The organism is Acinetobacter sp. YH12023, assembly GCF_013420135.1.
In the GTDB taxonomy this organism is placed as follows: Bacteria; Pseudomonadota; Gammaproteobacteria; order Pseudomonadales; family Moraxellaceae; genus Acinetobacter; species Acinetobacter amyesii.
This window is the reverse complement of sequence record NZ_VOYU01000001.1, coordinates 92789-112266: the sequence shown is the minus strand read 5'-3', so window position 1 is coordinate 112266 and position 19478 is coordinate 92789. Positions and strand designations below refer to the sequence as shown.

The window sequence follows — 19478 nt, the reverse complement described above, 5'->3', positions numbered from 1 at the left end:
AATTCCTTAAGCTTGTTCTACGTTGCTAGTTTGAGCTGCCGCATTTACGACTTTAGCTTCAAACTCGCCACGGAAATGTTTGAGTGCGCCCATTAACGGTTCCATCGCACCTGGAGCATGCGCACAGAAAGTTTTACCAATCCAAAGCTTACGAGTCAGTTCTTGTAAGTGATCGATATCTTCTTTCTTACCTGTGCCATCTTCCAAGGCTTTAAGCGCTTTAACCGCCCAAGGTAAGCCATCACGGCATGGTGTACACCAACCGCAAGATTCACGCGCAAAGAATTCTTCTAAGTTACGTGTCGCAGAAACCATACACTGAGTTTCATCGACTACCATGAGCAAACACGTACCTAAACGTGAACCTGCTTTCATGATGCTTTCAGCATCCATAGGAAGGTCAATATGTTCAGCAGCAAGGAAGTCTGTAGAAGCACCACCCGGTAACCATGCTTTGAGTTTTAAACCATCACGCATACCACCCGCATGATCTTCAATCACTTCACGCGCAGTTGTACCAAATGGAAGTTCCCAAAGACCTGGGAATTTTACTTTGCCTGAAGCGCCATAAATTTTAGTACCTGGATCTTTCGACTTACCTTCAGATAAACCGATATACCATTCAGGACCACGAAGCATAATTGCGGGTAAGTTGTTGTAAGTCTCTACGTTGTTAACAATCGTAGGACGACCCCAAGCACCTGCAACTTGTGGGAATGGCGGTTTAGTACGAGGGTTCGCACGGCGACCTTCAAGCGAGTTAATCAATGCAGTTTCTTCACCACAGATATAACGACCCGCACCAGTATGCACGTGTAACTCGAAGTTCCAACCTGTACCTAAGATGTTTTCACCCAAGTAACCTTTGGCACGAATTTGGTCCAATGCTTCATTTAAGTATTGAGCCGCTTCGACGTATTCACCACGGATGAAGATATAACCCTGTGTTGCTTCTAATGTATAAGCAGCAATCAACATACCTTCGATCAACTGATGAGGAAGTTTTTCCATCAACAGACGGTCTTTAAAGGTACCTGGTTCCATTTCATCGGCATTACAGATAAGGTAACGAGGGCCTGAGTTATCATTTGGCGCCATAAGCGACCATTTGATCCCTGCAGGGAAGCCCGCACCACCACGACCTTTTACAGTCGCAGCTTTGATCACTTCAAGCACTTCTTTCGGTTGCATGCCAACAGCTTTCTTAAAGCCTGCATAACCTTCAAGTGCTTCGTAATCATCTGCACTGCGAACGTGTTCCTGTTTGCTCAAACGCCAAGTTAATGGGTGAGTTTCTGGGTTACCGTCGCCATAAATTGGTTTTGGTTCAGTATTCATACATACTTCTCCAATAACTGTTTAATTGAAGTCACTTCAACTAGACCGTGAGTGTCTTCGTCAATCATTAACGTCGGACCTTTGTCACAGTTACCTAGGCAGCAAATTGGCAATAAAGTAAAGCGACCATCTGCAGTCGTTTGACCAAATGAAATGCCTAATTCACGCTGGAATGCTTCAGCAAGTGTTTCCGCACCCATCAAGAAACAAGCAATCGAGTCACATAATAAAATTACGTGGCGACCAACTGGTTGACGGTAAATACGGTTATAGAAAGTTGCAACACCTTCTAGGTCTGCAAGGCTCATGCTAAGCAATTGCGCAATAGCATTCATCTGTGCATCATCTACCCAGCCATTACGGCGTTGTACACACTTCAAAGCATCAAGACATGCTGCGCGTGGGTACGGATAGTGACCAATGTGATGTTCGATATCGTGGATTTCTTCCGCAGTTAAAATCCCTTCAACATTCACACGTGGTTTTTTGTCAGTCAAAATCATCATAATGCGATTACCCCTTAGCGATCCACGTCAGCCATTACGACGTCAATTGTCGCTAAATAAATGATTAAGTCAGACATTAAGCTGCCGTTAATCACAGAAGGCATTTGCTGTAAGTGCGTGAAGGTTGGTGTACGGATACGTGTACGGTAACTCATCGTTGACTTGTCTGAAGTCAAGTAGTAGTTCGACGCACCTTTTACCACTTCCGCCATTACAGAGCTTTCGCCTGCTGGCATTACAGGACCCCATGACACGCTCAAGAAGTGCGTAATCAATGTTTCGATGTCTTGTAAAGTTTTATCTTTTGGTGGTGGAACAGCCAGTGGATGGTCTGCTTTGTATGCACCAGAAGGCATGTTGTCTAAACATTGCTTGATGATTTTCAGCGATTCTTCAATTTCACGGAAGTGAACAAGAACACGTGCATAAGCATCGCCTTCGTACTCTAAAGGCACATCAAAGTCGTAGTTTTCGTAGCCGCTATAAGGACGGTATTTACGAACGTCGAAATCAATACCTGTAGCACGTAGACCAGTACCCGTTACACCCCAAGCCAATGCAGATTTAGCATCATACTGAGCAACATTACGGGTACGACCGATAAACACTGAGTTTTTAAGTGCTGCAGTGTAGTACTCGTTCATACGCTTCGGCATCCAATCTAGGATTTCGCGAATGAGGTGCTGCCAGTTGTTTGGCAAGTCGTGCGCTGTACCACCGATACGGAACCATGCTGGGTGCATACGGTAACCCGTGATCGCTTCGATCGCGTCATAGATTTTTTGACGGTCAGCGAACATATAGAATACTGGGGTCATACCGCCGGCATCCTGAATCGCAGTACCAATGAACAATAAGTGGTTATTGATACGGAACAATTCAGACATCATGACACGGATACATTGTGCACGATCAGGAACAGTAATCCCTGCCATTTGCTCTACGCCAAGAACGTAAGGCATGTTTTGCGCACAACCACCTAAGTAGTCAACACGGTCTGTATACGGAATGAATGAGTGCCATGTTTGACGCTCAGCCATTTTTTCCACACCACGGTGGTGATAGCCGATGTCAGGAACACAGTCTTTCACTTCTTCACCGTCCAACTGCAAGATCACACGGAAGGCACCGTGCGCAGATGGATGGTTAGGACCCAAGTTTAGGAACATGAAGTCTTCATCATCGTTCCCACGCTTCATACCCCAATCTTCAGGTACGAAACGAAGATGTTCTTGTTCGTAATCCTGTTTCGCTTGGTTTTGGCGATAAGGCGTGTATTCGGTCGCACGTGCAGAATATTCTTTACGTAACGGGTGACCTTCCCAATATGTTGGCAACAAGATACGACGGAGCATTGGATGCCCTTCGAAGTTGATACCAAACATGTCGTAAGCTTCACGTTCGTACCAATTGGCATTCGGCCAAATATTGGTTGCCGTTGGAATGTTTACATCATTCTCAGCTAATGCAACCTTGATACGAATATCACTGTTACGCTCTAACGATAACAAGTGATAGAACACAGTGAAGTCAGATGCAGGCAGACCATCGCGGTGTGTACGTAAACGCTCATCAACCGCAGACAAGTCAAACAGCATCACGTATGGACGTGACACCGTACGCAAGAACATTAAAACTTCTTGTATACGTGCGCGCTCAACCCAGACTGTTGGAAAGTCTTCAAAAGTCGTTTGCACGTAGAAGTTCTCACCAAATTTGGTTTTGAGCTCTTCTACAATTGCAAATGCAGGGCGGGAATCAACTGGAGTTGATTCTGGCATAGCAATGTCAGTTTCAGCCATTGGCTTGGCTTCCTATTTAATACAAATTCAGTCAATCAAAACGACAATTACACCCAGTCCGGGTGTATCAATATTTCGTCGCAGTGATTATTTAATTTCATCCATTGAGCGTAAGTTTTTCACTGCAATACGCTGTGCGTTCTTACGGTCACGTTCTGGCATCATCTTTGGCTTATACACTGGCTTAAGATCATCACCAATCACGGCCGATAAAGGACGGCGCTCAAGTTGAATCTGGTCTTGCAATAACATCAATGCCTGAATTAAAGCTTCAGGACGTGGTGGGCAACCCGGGATATACACATCGACAGGGATGATTTTATCCACACCTTGTACAACTGAATAAATGTCGTACATACCACCAGAGTTTGCACATGCGCCCATTGAGATTACCCATTTAGGCTCAAGCATTTGCTCGTACAAACGTTGAATTACAGGCGCCATTTTCATGAAGCATGTACCTGCAACAATCATCAAGTCAGCCTGACGTGGTGAAGCACGAATAACCTCGGCACCGAAACGTGACAAGTCATGCACGCCTGTTAAAGTCGTTGCATACTCTACGTAGCAGCAAGATGTACCAAAGTTAAACGGCCAAACTGAGTTTTTACGCCCCCAGTTTACTGCTGTATGTGCAACATCCTCTAAACGAGTCATGAACACATTTTTATTCACTTCTTCTTCAAGCGGATCGGTAACGATTTGACGCTCTTGAAGTGGATATTGATCAGCATCCGGATTCGCACGGGTTAATGTATATTTCATCCCGTCTTACTCCTTGTCAGATGATGCAGTCGGTGACTTAGATTTCACACGACCAGATGATTGCGCTGGAATTTGACCTGTAGGGTCCATAACCAACTCTTCAATAGAGTTAAAGCGTGTGATTTCTGCGATATCCATATTTGGCGAACCAATTTTAGGTTTAATTCCCGCCGCTTTACGCTTGTCAGAAGGTGACCAATTCAAACCACCAGAAGACAATTCATAAACCAAACCAGCAAGTAAAACTAAAATAAAGACTGCTGCAGCTGCAAAACCAACCCACCCTGTTTCACGAACAGAAGATGCCCATGCATAAAGGTAAAGTGCTTCGATATCGAACACCACGAAGAAGATCGCAACTAAATAGAATTTCGCAGACAAGCGAATACGTGCACCACCAGCACCTACTACACCTGACTCAAACTGCTCTTGCTTAGCACGACCCCATGATTTACCCCCAAGGAGTAAAGGGACGGTCAGCATAAAGACGCAAAGGAATGTAACGCCGATCACGAAGGCAATAATTGCCCAATCGTATGGAGTAATGGCACTCATGCGGGGATAACTCCTGGCAGGCCTATTTATTAACAAAGAATGTATGTATTGGCCTTCAAATACACCAAACACAAAATTAATCCCGCCAATTGTACCTGATTGAGGAGGCTTCTTGCTAGCTTATCGATATTCGTCTTTAGGATGATTTTTTAATCATTTCAGCATTTAAATTGGGTTTACTCCCTTAAATTTAGGATTAATCGTTTAATTAGATTAGATCTTATTTTTTTATTAATTATTACATTTATGCGATTTTAACAGAAAATTATGACTGTTCAGTTTCATGAACATATCCTTCAACTTTTAGCTCATGTATTAAATTTTCATGGCCGTATCATTTATTAAATAAATTCCATCTTGTTTCAAATTGGTTGCCTTTTTTATCCCATCTATTAGCTTTGATCTTTCCCCTAAAATGAAAAACAAGTTGAATTAGCACAAAGAAAAAAGGCTTTTTTTAGCTTCTTGTGACTTTTTTGCAATTCTTTGACACGACCCACAAAGAGTGTGATATTTGTAGTTAAAACACAAAAAGCAATCACAACGGAGAGACAATAATGACTTTAGAATTTACGCATAAACCTGATTATTTTCTATCTGCGCAATTGGTGATTCACCATATTAAAAGCTACTTAGATAAGCATCCTGATGCTCAAAATGCCATTTTTGATTTACGTGATATCTATGAGTTGTTACGACAAGATTTAGCTTCTGCAACAACCAACCTTAACGGGATTATGAATATTGCAGATGAATATAAACTTGAAACTTTAAACGGTGATCAAAAACTTATTAGCAATTATTCTATCGATGCTAAAAACAACTCCTTACTCATCGATTTTAATGCAGATGCTCTTGCCGCATTAAAAAATGGCAAACCTATTATTGAACCCGATGCAACAATTACGGAATAAGTAGAAAACTGATATCAAAAAGCCATTCAAATTGAATGGCTTTTTATACTTATCATTCACTAAAATCAGCTTAGCTACATATCTAAGCTTACTTAATTTTCATTGGTACTCGGTTCTTTAACATCTAACTTCGGTTTATTTTTCTTAAAACGAGTTGCAGGCCATGTCATGGTGAAACGCGCCCCGCCTAATATTGGACTTTCATCAATATCAATAGTCCCGCCAAACCAATATGCAATGCGACTAACAATCGATAAGCCTAAACCATAGCCCCCTGAGGCACGTGTGCGACTATCATCTAAACGTGCAAAAGCATCAAAGATACGTTTACGATCTTCTTCTGGAATGCCGGGGCCATCATCTTCAACACAGATATAAGCCATACCTTCATCATTCACACCACCACTAATCAGCACTTTATCATCACAATATCGCACTGCATTCCCCACCAAGTTTTGTACAACACGGTGTAAATAGCGACGCTCGGTTTCCACAACCACTCCAATTGGTGGTGCTTGCAATTCCAAGGTTTTCCCAGTCTTTAAGGCTTCAGTTTCAATCAGAACCTGATCTAAAACTTCAAACAAGCTAACATCTTCAAATTCTAAAGATGGCATGCCCTGTTCGAGTTTGGCATAAGTCATGATTTCATCAATTAAAGTATTTAGAGCCTCAATATCTTTATCAATCTGTTCAACTTGTTGCTGCCGGTAATCATAATCATCTTCATCCGCCATCATTTCTACACCAAAGCGAATACGTGCCACGGGTGTCCGCAGTTCATGCGATACCGCGCGCATCAACTCACGCTGTGCTTCAATTAAACGCTCAATATGATCTGACATGGAGTTATAGCTCGATGCTAAAGTACCAAACTCATCCGTGCTTTCGACAGGCAGACGTACAGATAAGTCCCCGCCCTTCATTTTATTTAACGCATAATTTACAGCACGCAGCTTACGTTGCATCGGCACCAATAGACCATAAACACCCAAGCTCAAGACAAACAAGCTCAGTAGCGTAATACCCGCTGCCAACTGGAAAGGCATCCAATTAAATAATGGTACCGGCCCCATGACCAAGACTTCTGAAGTTGAGCTTGGAATTGGTGATACGATCGAAATAGTTGTGCCGCGCTCTGTTGCACTATCACGATACAAAATAATACTGTGATCTAAACGTAGTCGGCCGATTTGCTCAGAGTCTAAAGGCAAACTTTGAACATTTTGAATTGAAATTGGATAAGAAAAATGATGTTGGATTTTTTCAAGATATTGTTTTTCTTGACCTGGGTAATACACCAAATAATCCAGTATAAAGACAGGCAATGCTTTCATTTGGCGTTCTGAAATATTATCAGCTTTTATATACAGTAGATGTGCAGGGTCATCTTTTAAGCCAATAATAATATAAGCTGCTGTGGTTTGTGCGTCCCAACGCACTACAGCTTTACGCTCTTCTATACGTTTTGTTTCCGCTCGGGTTAAATCAACCTGATTAGCTTTTACATAATAAATAGGCAACTCAAGTAGATCGGATGCATCTGACACCCAATCTGACTTTTGTTGTTCATTTGGCTGACGTGCAATACCTTCACTTATAATGAAAGCCAAACCGTCAGTAAGCGATTCACGATATTCTTGCGCGCGCTGGTAGTTAATGATTTGCACCAGCAAATAGCCAAATGTAGCGACTAAAAAGACTAAAATCAGTAGCCCCGCATAAACGCGCAAAAATATACTGTGTTTAAACACGTAAAAGTGTCCTACTTTGCCAAACTAAGGGACGGTATTTTACATTAAATGCCGTTGGTTTCTTTTACGAATAAATAACCTTTACTACGTACGGTCTTAATACGTTTCGGGTTTTCTGGATCATCACCAATTTTTGGACGAATTCGCGAGATACGCACGTCAATTGAACGGTCTTGACCATCGTATTCAATACCACGCAGACGCTCAAAAATATCTTCACGAGAAAGAATGCGACCCGCATTAGATGCCAACAGCCATAAAAGGTCATATTCTGCACTGGTAAAGTCAACCAACTCATTATTGAGTGTGACAGAACGACCACCATTATCAATTACAAGATCATCAAATTCGATGCGCTGTGCAACTTCATCTTCTGGTGCTTTGTCTGTACGACGTAATAATGCACGAATACGCGCAAGTAAAACGCGAGGTTGAACAGGTTTTGCAACATAATCATCTGCACCCATTTCTAGACCCAACACTTGGTCCATGTCTTCGGTACGTGCAGTCAACATTAAAATTGGTTGATGGTAGTGTGGACGAACTTCACGACAAATGGTTAAACCATCTGCACCCGGAAGCATCACGTCGAGTAATACCATATCTGGTTGTTCAGCGATAATACGGCGAATCGCACGATTACCGTCTGGTTCTACCCCAACTTCAAGTCCGTTACGGATTAAGTATTCTTGAGTTAAACGAGCAAGACGCTCATCGTCTTCAACAATTAAAATTTTAGGTAACTTTTCTTCTTGGCTCATTGATTGCCCCTTATTTGATTGGGCGTATCCTATTTGAAATCCGATAGATACGCTTAAACATAGTTTGCAATATACACACGTTTACATTGTAAACAAGATGGCATTCACCAAACTGATACATCAATATCGTATTTTGTAATAAATTTTAACCTGCTACATTTTTGCAGCCGTATTTACCAATCATTTCCATGCCCTATTGCTCACAATACCAACAATTATAAATTTGGATACATTTTCATCGAATAAAAACTGACTGATTAATTCACAACTTTTTAGGCTTTCTGAAGTTATCCACAATGTTATCTATAAGCACTCTTTTTCGACTTTGCTATGCTATGCCCTTGTCGGATAAGGCATATATAACAAAGATAAAAAATAGGGATTTTTTGAGATGGATTTCTGCCAGAAAAGTTCAAAGCATTTAGTAAAATGTCAATATTGATATACCCTGAATTTTCCCGTATCTTGTGTTCAATAAATTTTTAAACCACTAGGTCTTGTGTTTAAACCTCAAACACTGTGGCATAAAAATTGCCCAGTTCAAACGGTCCTAACATAAAAATAGATGACAAATGGAGCTATGCTAGCATGAGCGTAACGAATTCAACCCCTGGTCAAATTCAGGTGATTAAACGCACCGGTGACGTTGCACCTTTTGATGCAGAAAAAATCTCTGTGGCGATTGGTAAAGCGTTCTTGGCCGTTGAAGGCCAGCAAAGCGCTGACTCCAGCCGTATTCATGACCGTATCTCTCAATTAACTGAGATGGTATTGAATACCTTTAACCGTCGTTTACCTTCTGGCGGTACCATTCATATTGAAGAAATTCAGGATCAGGTTGAACTTGCGCTTATGCGTACAGGTGAGCAAAAAGTTGCTCGCTCTTACGTGATTTACCGCGAGCAACGTGCCGAAGCTCGTAAACAAACTGGTGCTCACCACCACCCTACTTTACAAGTGACAGGTTCAAACGGTCAGCTTAAACCGCTTGATCTTGGCGCACTTGAGGCAAATATTGTTAAAGCAGCTGAAGGTTTAGAAGGCATCGATGTTCGAGCGATTATCGATGAGACTGTAAAAAACCTTTATAACGGCGTAAAAGAGTCAGACATCTCAACGACCATGATGATGGCTACTCGTACCCGTATCGAACAAGAACCAAACTATACATATGTGACTGCGCGTTTATTGCGTAACGACCTTGTTGCTACAGGGTTAGAGTTCTTAGGTTTAGATAGTGACACGAATGAAGGCGACGCTTTAGAAACTTTCTTGAAGAAAGGTATCGAGCTTGATCTTCTTTCTCCAGAACTACTTAACTTTGACCTTGCAAAATTGGCTGCTGCGATTCAACCAGAACGCTCAAACCAATTTACTTATTTAGGTCTACAAACCTTATTTGACCGTTACTTCATCCACTCAGATGGCGTACGTTTCGAATTACCACAATTATTCTTCATGCGTGTTTCAATGGGTCTTTCATTGAACGAAGCAAACCGTGAAGAACGTGCAATCGAATTCTATAACTTATTGTCTAGCTTCGATTACATGGCGTCTACGCCTACTCTATTTAACTCTGGTACTTTACGTCCACAGTTATCTAGCTGTTACTTAACAACGATTTCAGATGACCTTTACAACATTTATGGCGCAATGCGTGATAACGCAATGTTGTCTAAATGGGCGGGTGGTTTAGGTAATGACTGGACGCCAGTTCGTGCGCTTAACTCGTACATCAAAGGTACAAATGGTAAGTCACAAGGTGTTGTACCGTTCCTTAAAGTTGCCAACGATACTGCTGTTGCAGTCAACCAAGGTGGTAAACGTAAAGGTGCAGTATGTGCATACCTTGAAACTTGGCACTTGGACATCGAAGAATTCCTAGAACTTCGTAAGAACACAGGTGATGACCGTCGTCGTACACACGACATGAACACAGCGAACTGGGTTCCAGATTTGTTTATGCAACGTGTATTCGAAGATGCTGAATGGACTCTGTTCACACCATCTGAAACACCTGATTTGCATGACCTAACAGGTGCAGAATTTGCTGAACGCTATGCTTACTATGAAGGCATTGCGAAAGAAACCAACATGCTACATAAGAAAGTCCGTGCGAAAGACTTATGGCGCAAAATGTTGTCTATGTTGTTTGAAACTGGTCACCCTTGGATCACATTCAAAGACGTATGTAACTTACGTTCACCACAACAACACGTTGGTGTAGTTCACTCTTCTAACTTGTGTACAGAAATTACGCTGAACACTAACGAAGATGAAATCGCAGTATGTAACTTAGGTTCAATCAACCTTGTACAACACGTGCAAGGTGGTGTGTTAGATCGTGAAAAGCTTGCTCGTACAGTTAAAACTGCTGTTCGAATGCTCGATAACGTAATTGACATCAACTACTACGCTGTTCCACAAGCTCGTAACTCGAACTTGAAACACCGTCCAGTGGGTATGGGTATCATGGGCTTCCAAGATGCTTTATACGAAATGAAATTGGCTTATGGTTCTGATGCTGCGGTTGAGTTCGCTGACGAATCTATGGAAGTGATTTCTTACTACGCAATCCAAACGTCTAGCGACTTGGCACTTGAACGTGGTACTTACGAGACATTTAAAGGTTCACTTTGGGATCAAGGTATCTTGCCAATTGACTCTTTAGATATCGTACAAAAAGCACGTCCTGACCGTATGTTCGAAGTTGACCGTACAACACGTTTGGACTGGGATACTTTACGTACTAAAGTTCAAAAAGACGGTATGCGTAACTCAAACGTGATGGCGATTGCACCGACTGCAACCATTTCGAACATTTGTGGCGTATCACAGTCAATCGAACCAACTTTCCAAAACTTGTATGTGAAATCTAACCTTTCTGGTGAATTCACAGTGATCAACCCATACCTAGTACGTGCGTTAAAAGATCGCGGTCTTTGGGATTCTGTAATGGTGAACGACCTGAAACACTTCGAAGGTTCGGTTCAAAAAATTGCACGTATTCCTGAAGAGCTTAAAGCAATCTTCGCGACTGCGTTCGAAGTTGAGCCACGTTGGATTGTTGATGCTGCATCACGTCGTCAAAAATGGATCGACCAAGCTCAGTCGCTTAACCTTTACATCTCTGGTGCAAACGGTAAGAAACTTGATATGACGTACAAAATGGCATGGTTACGTGGTCTAAAAACCACTTATTACCTACGTGCATTGGGTGCGACTTCTGCTGAGAAATCAACCATTAACACTGGCGCATTGAACGCAGTTAAGCCTGCTACTGTTGCAGCACCTGTAACTGCTGTTGCGAAAGAAGAACCTAAAGCTGAAGTTGCTGCTGAAGAAGAAGGTTTTGGTCAAGCAGCTCCAGTGCCTATGGCATGTTCAATTGACAACCCTGATTGTGAAGCTTGTCAGTAATCACTGATTAATAGCAATTTATCCGTAGGGTTAATTAATCCAAAAAATTAATTAACCCCCAAAGTAGCCAATTTGGTTATCAAGGATGTTGTTAATAGTCAGAGATAGCCAAATCGCCAAAATTAACGGTGATTAAATGGACAGTTTCATAACTATATGTGTTTTAGGATTGATAGCTATTGTAGCAACGTTGTACGCGGTGAATTTAAAATTTTCATTTAAAGCGAATAAAAATAATTCGCAGAACACGAAAATTATAAATAACATCACCAACCATAATTATTATGGTGACCACAACAAAAAATTCTAAACACAATCACTAATAAAGGAGGTCACCATGCCACATATGACGCATAACTATCAGTTAGGGCTTATTGCTTTGGTGGTTTCCTTTATTTTGACTTTTTATGTCCCGATCGCCTATTTCTGGTTTAAGGCATATAAATCGCGTAATCAAAAATAAATGTCTTTTTAATTTTAATGATCTATTTCTTAGATTTTAGTTTCGCTTAAAAAGAAAACGTTTATACAAAATTTCTAAAAGCAGTGAAACATTTTTAAAAACACTAAATACTGCTTTTATATTTAAAAAACACCCTCAATTAACCCGAGGGTTTTGGTTGTGTTTCAAAATATAACACTATGATTTTTATTGTTTATTCCAATGATGAAATTAAAAAATTTTAATATTTTTAAAATCAAAAAATTATATGAAATATGCATTATTAACGGCTAATAAAACGCTCTATTGACCTACCAAAATAAGCTAATTAAAACTACAATAGCTCCCAATTTATTAAAAAACTAAATCGCCTAACTTTACAAAATGTTTGTGTGTTTTTTATACACCCAAACATCCTTTGTAAATAAGTGAAGCGTATAATTTGTGAGAATTGTTATGTCTATCCTAAGTTGGGACGATTTCGAAGATGATGAACCGAAACAAGCTGCACAAGCTCACCAGCCTGCGCCCGTCGAACCGCAAAAAACGACTGATTCGCAAGTGGTATCTAATGCACAGCACTCATCGCCGAATTTGGCAGCTGCACAACCCGCTCGAACCAGTACAAATCGACCAACAGATCCAACCGATCCGTTGGCAAGAGCATCTAACGCTCTAGAAAATCTAGACGTTGCACCTGGCTTAGAAGAGCTAGAAATGGGTGCTCAGCGTGTTCAAGTTGACGATAAAGCGATGATCAACTGCCGCGCTGACTTAAACCAACTTGTACCGTTCAAATACGAATGGGCTTGGCAAAAATATCTAGACGGTTGTGCAAACCACTGGATGCCGCAAGAAGTGAACATGAACCATGACATCGCACTTTGGAAGTCTGAAAATGGCTTAACCGAAGATGAGCGTACCATTGTTATGCGTTCTTTAGGTTTCTTCTCGACTGCGGATTCATTGGTTGCAAACAACTTGGTTCTTGCAATCTACCGTCACATTACCAACCCTGAATGCCGTCAGTACATCTTACGTCAATCATTTGAAGAAGCGATTCACACGCACGCTTACCAATACTGTATCGAATCTTTAGGTATGGACGAAGGCGAAGTCTTCAACATGTACCGTGAAATTCCTTCAGTGGCTCGTAAAGCAGCTTGGGGTCTGAAATATACACAATCTTTAAGTGATCCTACGTTCAAAACAGGTACACCTGAAAACGACCAAATCTTGCTTCGCAACTTGATCGCGTTCTACTGCGTACTTGAAGGTATCTTCTTCTACTGTGGTTTCAGCCAAATCTTGTCAATGGGTCGTCGTAACAAGATGAATGGTGTTGCTGAGCAATTCCAATACATCTTACGTGATGAATCTATGCACTTGAACTTTGGTATCGACATGATCAACCAAATCAAGATCGAGAACCCTCACCTATGGACTGCTGAGTTCCAAGAAGAAATCATTCAAATGATTCTTGAAGGTACAATGCTTGAAATCGAATATGCACGTGACACGATGCCACGCGGTGTATTGGGTATGAATGCAGGCATGATGGAAGAATACTTGAAGTTCATCTGTAACCGTCGTTTGAGCCAATTGGGCTTGCCTGAACAATTTGCTGGTGTGAATAACCCATTCCAGTGGATGTCAGAAATGATGGACTTACGTAAAGAGAAGAACTTCTTTGAAACTCGCGTAACGGATTACCAAACTGGTGGTGCGTTAAGCTGGTAATAAATTTTTCAGCGAAATATCAAAAGCGGAACCAAGTGTTCCGCTTTTTTTATGAAGAATTTCATTCACCCAAGCAAATCTATGCATTTAATTTAATTCATATTCTGCTAATATAAAACGGTATAAAAATACATCAATTAATAAAAATCACATAATAAAAGAGGACAGAATGAAAGGTCAGATTTTAGATTATTCAGTACAAACCAATTCAGGCATTATCAGTGGAGATGATCAAAACCGTTATGAGTTTACAGGTGCAGAATGGCGTGGCCAAAACTCACCTAAACGCGGCGATCATGTAGATTTCGATATCAGTCCAGAAGGTCAAGCTGTTCAAGTATTCAATGCTCTTGGCAGCAGTAATCCTATTCAACAAATTTCACAGCAACTCGATAAAATTTCAAACCAAGACTAAGCTGAATCAAAATTCAACATGATTGATTGGTTTGTCAAATGTCTAAAAAATTATGCCAACTTTACTGGACGTGCACGCCGTAAAGAATATTGGTTTTTTGTATTGGTCTATCTTATCGCAATGATTATTACTCTAATTGTAGATTCCGTGCTTAGAACCAGAGGAATATTCACAGGTATTTTCATCTTAGCAATGGTTATTCCTTCCCTTTCTGTTGCAGTACGCCGTTTGCATGATATTAATAAATCTGGTTGGTATTGGTTAATACAAATGATTCCGCTCGTTGGACCAATTCTGGTTCTAATTTGGCTTGCAACGGAAACCAAACCTGAAGTAAACCAATGGGGACAACCTGCAAAATAAATAAAAAATCGTGGCTACTGTTCATCTAGCCACACTATCAACAGCACATTAACTCAGGAAAAATATGAAAGGACAAATACTAGATTTTTCGATTCAAACTAATACTGGGGTGATTAGTGCTGAAGATGGAAAACACTATCAATTTGCTGGTCATGAATGGCGAGGTCAAAGACCACCTACACGTGGAGAACAGGTTGATTTTGCTTTGGATGAAAGTGGGCAAGCGATTCAAGTCTATATTGCATTACGCCAACAAAGTTTTTCCACCAATACGCGAACAAACTACAGTGAAGAAGAGGAAAACTATGACTTTTTCGCGTGGTCATTCAAACCACTGAAAAAGTTTGCTGAATTTGAAGGACGTGCTCGACGTAAAGAGTTCTGGTTCTTTTGGCTATTTTGTATATTGGTCACTATACTTGCCTCTGTTTGCGATTTCGTAATTGGTAGTGAACCTTGGCTAGAAAATATTACCAATATCGTTTTACTCATTCCTAGCTTAGCTGTTGGCGCACGTCGACTACATGACACGGGACGTTCGGGTTGGTGGCAACTTTTAATGCTCACAATCATTGGGATCATCCCACTGATTATATGGTGGGCTACAGACACCAAAGCCGAGAACAACCAATGGGGTCAACCCGCTAGAGATCTGCAACAATAAAATAAGGCGCACAATGCGCCTTATCTTTTAACACAAAAATTTAGCCATATTTACGTGCAAAATCTTCATCTGAAGTGCATAGATAAATAATAAATTCAATAAAAGCAACAATGGATGGAATAAAGGTCCAACAGAATAGTAGATACACAATCCCCCATCCAATACGACCCAAATAGAATTTATGGATACCAAATCCACCAAGGAAGAATGCTAAGAGTGCAGCAACAATTCGACTCTTTTGACCGTATTGCGTGCCTAAAGCATTCGGCACAGCGACTAAGTAAATATCGGTTGCGTAACCCATTCCACTTGTCTCAAAATCAACAAATTGTCCACGAGCAGGAACAGTTTGTCCTTTCCAATCGCTTCCAGAAAATTGATAACGATTCTGATCATCTCCGCTGATGATGCCTGTATTATTTTGAACAGAAAAATCGAGTATTTGCCCTTTCATATAATCCTCTATGTTTTATCTTTATTTGATGATTCTTGGACGTTATTTTCATCAGCAATATAACGAATTATTGATCAATGTCATATCATTAACTTATCTTGCCAAATAGCATTTTGTAAACATCAATCGCAGTGCGTATACCACTGCCATCGCAAATATCGCATAACCTGCAGGAGTGATAAACAACGGAATACACAAAACAATCACCACGGTTAAAGGATATAAAAGTTTTCTAAAGCCACTTTGATGATGCAATTCATGGAGTAAATATAAACTTGTCGTATAAATCACGAGGCTGATCGCCACAAAATAGCTTTCTTTTTCAGAACTAATCAGTGCCTCATGCGAAACCACATCGACTGCGGCAGCTAAACCTGCACCAATCGCCGCGATACTAATAAAGACAAAGAAATGTCCATACCCCCAAGTAAATGCCATTTTGCGGCTATTTAAACGCTCTGCAATACTGGTATCAAAATAAGACCACCACATAGTGAACATCATCATCAGGCCGCCCACCATCAAAAAGATCAGTTCAGTACTAAAACGCTGATTCGTTAAAGCATCGGTTATGGCAATCGAGCATCCAACAATAGATTCGCCTAAAACGATAATGGTGAGCAGTGAATATCGCTCTGCAATATGATGCGCATGCCAAGGTGTACGGCTTGCAGCTTCTGCAAAAACTGGCACAGACAGTTCAGCAATTGCGAGCAAAATGAAAAGATAAACGGTGAAATGCAGCGGTGAAAAATGAAAGAACAGCCACCCGACTTGTACCAGTATGATGCCAAAAGCATAGCGTAACGCAGTTTTCCGACGGGACAGATCATGCTTTGCAACACGAAGCCACTGCGTAACTAAGCCTAGACGCATAATGGCATAACCAATCACAATTACGTCAAAATCTTGCTTTTGAAAAGCGCTTGGAATACCAGCAGCAATGACCAAAGAGCCAATGATCTGTACGAAAGTTAAGATTCGATAGAGCGCATCATCATGATCATATGCCGAGGCAAACCAACTAAAGTTCATCCACGCCCACCACAAAGCAAAAAACACCATGCCATACAGCGTTAAACCCTGAGCCAAATGATTTTCAACAATGGCATGATGCAGTTGCTGCCCTGCGGTTGCGATCGCCACGACAAAGATCAAGTCAAAAAGCAATTCTAAAGAGGTCGCGACACGATGATGCTCATGTGGATCACGTGGGTGCAAAGGTTTGAGCCACTGGCTAGGGAATAAAAATGATTTGGACATAGCATTCAGCTTTATTGTTTTCTGTCTGAATTTTTTCAAAAGCCTGAAATAGTTACAAGGTCGATTACATAAATCAGATGAGAAACAGTTTTCTAGAAAAAGGATAATGGCTTTAAAAACCTACTTAAGCGTTAGATATTTCAATTATGGAAGTAAAAATTTAAAGTAATAAAACTGCGAAAGACGTTTAAGATAAAAACTCGATAGATCGTTGTATTTTTTATATCTCAGCTATATTTTTCACTAAATTTTAATGACATACTGCTATCCACTAAAATAATAATGAAACCGAAAAGTGATGTTAAAAGAAAAATTAGCGTCTTTTCCTGACGCAGTTTGGGTACAGATCCATTATGATCAAATGCAAGTTTTAACGCGTGATCATCAAATTGTAGCTGAACAAAACTGCCCTCTGGCGTTTATAGAACGCGGAAGTTTTGTCCGAAACTATCATGTTGCAGAACAGTGCTTCAACCAACTCATACAACAGATCCACTTCAAGTGGTATGAGTTTGGACAGCCGGTTATTTTTATTCAGTTAAAAGAACGCTTAAGTGAAGAAGTCAGCGTACTCGAGCTACAAGCCATTCAAGAAATGGCTCTAAGCGCAAATGCGCATTTTGTATTTGTCTACGATAAACATGGCATCGCACTCGAAGCAGATACCATCAAAAATGATGAGTCATCTTTGCTCAAATGGTTTTTCTGTGGGCTGATTTTTCTGATTTTGCTGATTATCTTTAAATAATCAGCATCATTCATTAGGTTCGGTGCAACTACGACACTTTCTGCTGCTGCAATTGCTCAATACTCGAAATCAAATCGCTAAAACGATCAATCACCAAAGCCGGTGCAGCCATTTGAATTTCTTCTGCACTACCATAACCATAGCTCACAGCAATACTCGGCACTGCATTACGGCGTGCGCCTAAAATATCGTACTCACGGTCTCCCACCATCACACATTCTTTTGCATCTAACTGTTCTTGCTGCAAAATGTATTCAATTAAATCGCCTTTGTTGGTGCGCTCGCCATTTAGTTCACTGCCATAAATTACAGTAAAATATTGCGCCAAATCAAAATATTCTAAAATTTGGCGAGCATAGACCGTCGGCTTTGCTGTAGCAACATACAAGCGAAAACCTTGCTGTTGTAAGGTTGCTAGAGTTTCAGCAACGGCAGGATAGACTTTATTTTCAAATAAACCGGTAACGGCAAAGCGCTCGCGATAACCTAGTAAAGCCTGATCTGCAAGTACATTATGCACATCGACATTGAGGATTTTGGCCAAAGAGGCTTTCAAAGGTGGTCCAATGATCCAATCGATATTGGTCTCATCCGAAATGGGATGTCCAATTTTCGCCAGTCCATAGCGTGCTGAAGTGGTAATGCCAACTTTTGGATCTGTTAATGTTCCATCGAGATCGATCAATATATTCTTAATCACAGCTTTTACCTTATCCATTCACTTCTGCAAAAATACTATCGAGTGTTCGCTCAAAGTTGCCTATACTATCGTAAATTTTGTGTAATAAGGACATCATTGTGCGCCCTACTGTACTGTGCTTTTCAGGTCTTGACCCTTCAGGTGGTGCAGGACTGCAAGCGGACATTGAAGCCATTGGTCAAAGTGGCGCACATGCTGCCATTGCGTGTACAGCGTTAACCGTTCAAAACTCACAACAAGTGTATTCATTTGAAGCAACCTCACGTGAGTTATTACTGGCTCAAGCACATGCCGTCGTCGGTGACCTCCCTATTCGCTGTGTAAAATCAGGAATGTTAGGAACAACTGAAAATATCGCGGCTCTCGCTGAGTTTTTACGTGAACATCCCGAATATCATTATGTTCTCGACCCCGTTTTAGTTGCCAATAGTGGTGGCTCTTTGGGTGATCAAGCAACGTTGGTCAAAGCCTTTGCAGAACTGATTCCACTTGCCACGGTGCTTACACCCAATACCGTAGAATTACGCGCACTCACAGCTGAAGACGACATATCTAAAGCTACAGCAAAACTTTTTGCGATGGGCGCTCAAGCGGTATTAGTAAAAGGTGGGCATGAAAATACGCCAGACTATATACAAAACTCGTTGTACATTCAGGGTGAATTAGTTTCTGAAACCCGTTGTCCACGACTAGATGGGGAATATCACGGTTCTGGCTGCTCATTGGCGAGTTTTATTGCTGGGCGATTAGCCTTGGGTGATGAGCTCAAAACGGCTGTTCATCATGCCGAAACATGGCTATTTGGTGTGTTGAAAAGCGCTGAATCACCGGTTGTCGGTGGACAAAAAATACCAAAACGTTTTTAAAGTACTCG

The 19478-nt window shown here is 41.1% G+C and carries 17 protein-coding genes and 1 pseudogene; 8 read left to right on the top strand and 10 right to left on the bottom strand.

Annotated elements, in window-relative coordinates:
• Window positions 1–6: 6 nt before the first annotated feature.
• From nuoF to ndhC, 5 genes are all read right to left on the bottom strand, one after another.
• On the bottom strand, window positions 7–1338 hold the full coding sequence (nuoF, locus tag FTT92_RS00530; protein ID WP_078192293.1) for an NADH-quinone oxidoreductase subunit NuoF: 1332 nt from the start codon (window positions 1336–1338) through the stop codon (window positions 7–9).
• The gene (nuoE, locus tag FTT92_RS00525; protein WP_078191103.1) at window positions 1335–1844 is read right to left on the bottom strand and encodes an NADH-quinone oxidoreductase subunit NuoE; all 510 of its coding nucleotides are present in this window, start codon (window positions 1842–1844) and stop codon (window positions 1335–1337) included. Before nuoE ends, nuoF begins: the two co-directional genes overlap by 4 nt.
• Window positions 1845–1858: 14 nt before the next feature.
• Window positions 1859–3646: an NADH-quinone oxidoreductase subunit C/D gene (gene nuoC / locus FTT92_RS00520; protein WP_180171172.1), complete on the bottom strand. Its 1788-nt coding sequence runs from the start codon at window positions 3644–3646 to the stop codon at window positions 1859–1861.
• A gap of 87 nt (window positions 3647–3733) precedes the next feature.
• On the bottom strand, window positions 3734–4411 hold the full coding sequence (locus FTT92_RS00515) for an NADH-quinone oxidoreductase subunit B family protein (RefSeq protein WP_078191105.1): 678 nt from the start codon (window positions 4409–4411) through the stop codon (window positions 3734–3736).
• A 6-nt stretch (window positions 4412–4417) separates the two neighbouring features.
• The gene (ndhC, locus tag FTT92_RS00510; RefSeq protein ID WP_078192295.1) at window positions 4418–4966 is read right to left on the bottom strand and encodes an NADH-quinone oxidoreductase subunit A; all 549 of its coding nucleotides are present in this window, start codon (window positions 4964–4966) and stop codon (window positions 4418–4420) included.
• A 557-nt stretch (window positions 4967–5523) separates the two neighbouring features.
• Between ndhC and FTT92_RS00505 the strand changes: the two genes are divergently transcribed.
• Entirely contained in the window at window positions 5524–5880 is a 357-nt protein-coding gene (locus FTT92_RS00505; RefSeq protein WP_078192296.1) for a hypothetical protein, read from the top strand.
• Between the two features lie 92 nt (window positions 5881–5972).
• On the opposite strand, the gene bfmS is transcribed toward FTT92_RS00505, so the two are convergent.
• Complete coding sequence (gene bfmS / locus FTT92_RS00500) at window positions 5973–7634, bottom strand: sensor histidine kinase BfmS (RefSeq protein WP_180034533.1); 1662 nt, start codon at window positions 7632–7634, stop codon at window positions 5973–5975.
• A 44-nt stretch (window positions 7635–7678) separates the two neighbouring features.
• Window positions 7679–8395, bottom strand: a complete 717-nt coding sequence (bfmR, locus tag FTT92_RS00495; RefSeq protein ID WP_067764711.1) for a response regulator transcription factor BfmR — start codon at window positions 8393–8395, stop codon at window positions 7679–7681.
• A gap of 588 nt (window positions 8396–8983) precedes the next feature.
• Between bfmR and FTT92_RS00490 the strand changes: the two genes are divergently transcribed.
• From FTT92_RS00490 to FTT92_RS00475, 5 genes and pseudogenes are all read left to right on the top strand, one after another.
• Entirely contained in the window at window positions 8984–11815 is a 2832-nt protein-coding gene (locus FTT92_RS00490; protein ID WP_180171171.1) for a ribonucleoside-diphosphate reductase subunit alpha, read from the top strand.
• Window positions 11816–12152: 337 nt separating this feature from the next.
• Entirely contained in the window at window positions 12153–12278 is a 126-nt protein-coding gene (locus tag FTT92_RS16630; protein WP_257231532.1) for a hypothetical protein, read from the top strand.
• A 435-nt stretch (window positions 12279–12713) separates the two neighbouring features.
• Window positions 12714–13997 (top strand): ribonucleotide-diphosphate reductase subunit beta, encoded by a 1284-nt coding sequence (locus FTT92_RS00485; RefSeq protein ID WP_078191110.1) that lies wholly within the window; start codon window positions 12714–12716, stop codon window positions 13995–13997.
• A gap of 169 nt (window positions 13998–14166) precedes the next feature.
• Window positions 14167–14775 (top strand): annotated as a pseudogene (locus tag FTT92_RS00480) (DUF805 domain-containing protein).
• A 64-nt stretch (window positions 14776–14839) separates the two neighbouring features.
• Window positions 14840–15439 carry a DUF805 domain-containing protein gene (locus tag FTT92_RS00475; RefSeq protein WP_078192310.1) on the top strand — a complete coding sequence of 200 codons (600 nt, stop codon included), beginning with the start codon at window positions 14840–14842 and terminating at the stop codon, window positions 15437–15439.
• A gap of 40 nt (window positions 15440–15479) precedes the next feature.
• On the opposite strand, the gene FTT92_RS16625 is transcribed toward FTT92_RS00475, so the two are convergent.
• Together FTT92_RS16625 and FTT92_RS00465 are read right to left on the bottom strand one after the other, a co-directional pair.
• The gene (locus FTT92_RS16625; protein WP_228144741.1) at window positions 15480–15893 is read right to left on the bottom strand and encodes a TM2 domain-containing protein; all 414 of its coding nucleotides are present in this window, start codon (window positions 15891–15893) and stop codon (window positions 15480–15482) included.
• A 93-nt stretch (window positions 15894–15986) separates the two neighbouring features.
• On the bottom strand, window positions 15987–17156 hold the full coding sequence (locus FTT92_RS00465) for a low temperature requirement protein A (RefSeq protein ID WP_180171170.1): 1170 nt from the start codon (window positions 17154–17156) through the stop codon (window positions 15987–15989).
• Window positions 17157–17451: 295 nt separating this feature from the next.
• Here FTT92_RS00465 and FTT92_RS00460 point away from each other — a divergent pair, with 295 nt between their 5' ends.
• A complete protein-coding gene (locus FTT92_RS00460; RefSeq protein ID WP_180171169.1) occupies window positions 17452–17904 on the top strand; it encodes a hypothetical protein in 453 nt (150 codons plus the stop codon).
• Between the two features lie 28 nt (window positions 17905–17932).
• Here the strand turns inward: FTT92_RS00460 and FTT92_RS00455 are convergent, their stop codons facing one another.
• Complete coding sequence (locus FTT92_RS00455; protein WP_180171247.1) at window positions 17933–18604, bottom strand: HAD-IA family hydrolase; 672 nt, start codon at window positions 18602–18604, stop codon at window positions 17933–17935.
• 98 nt (window positions 18605–18702) lie between these two features.
• Between FTT92_RS00455 and FTT92_RS00450 the strand changes: the two genes are divergently transcribed.
• Complete coding sequence (locus FTT92_RS00450; RefSeq protein ID WP_180171168.1) at window positions 18703–19470, top strand: hydroxymethylpyrimidine/phosphomethylpyrimidine kinase; 768 nt, start codon at window positions 18703–18705, stop codon at window positions 19468–19470.
• Window positions 19471–19478: the final 8 nt, after the last annotated feature.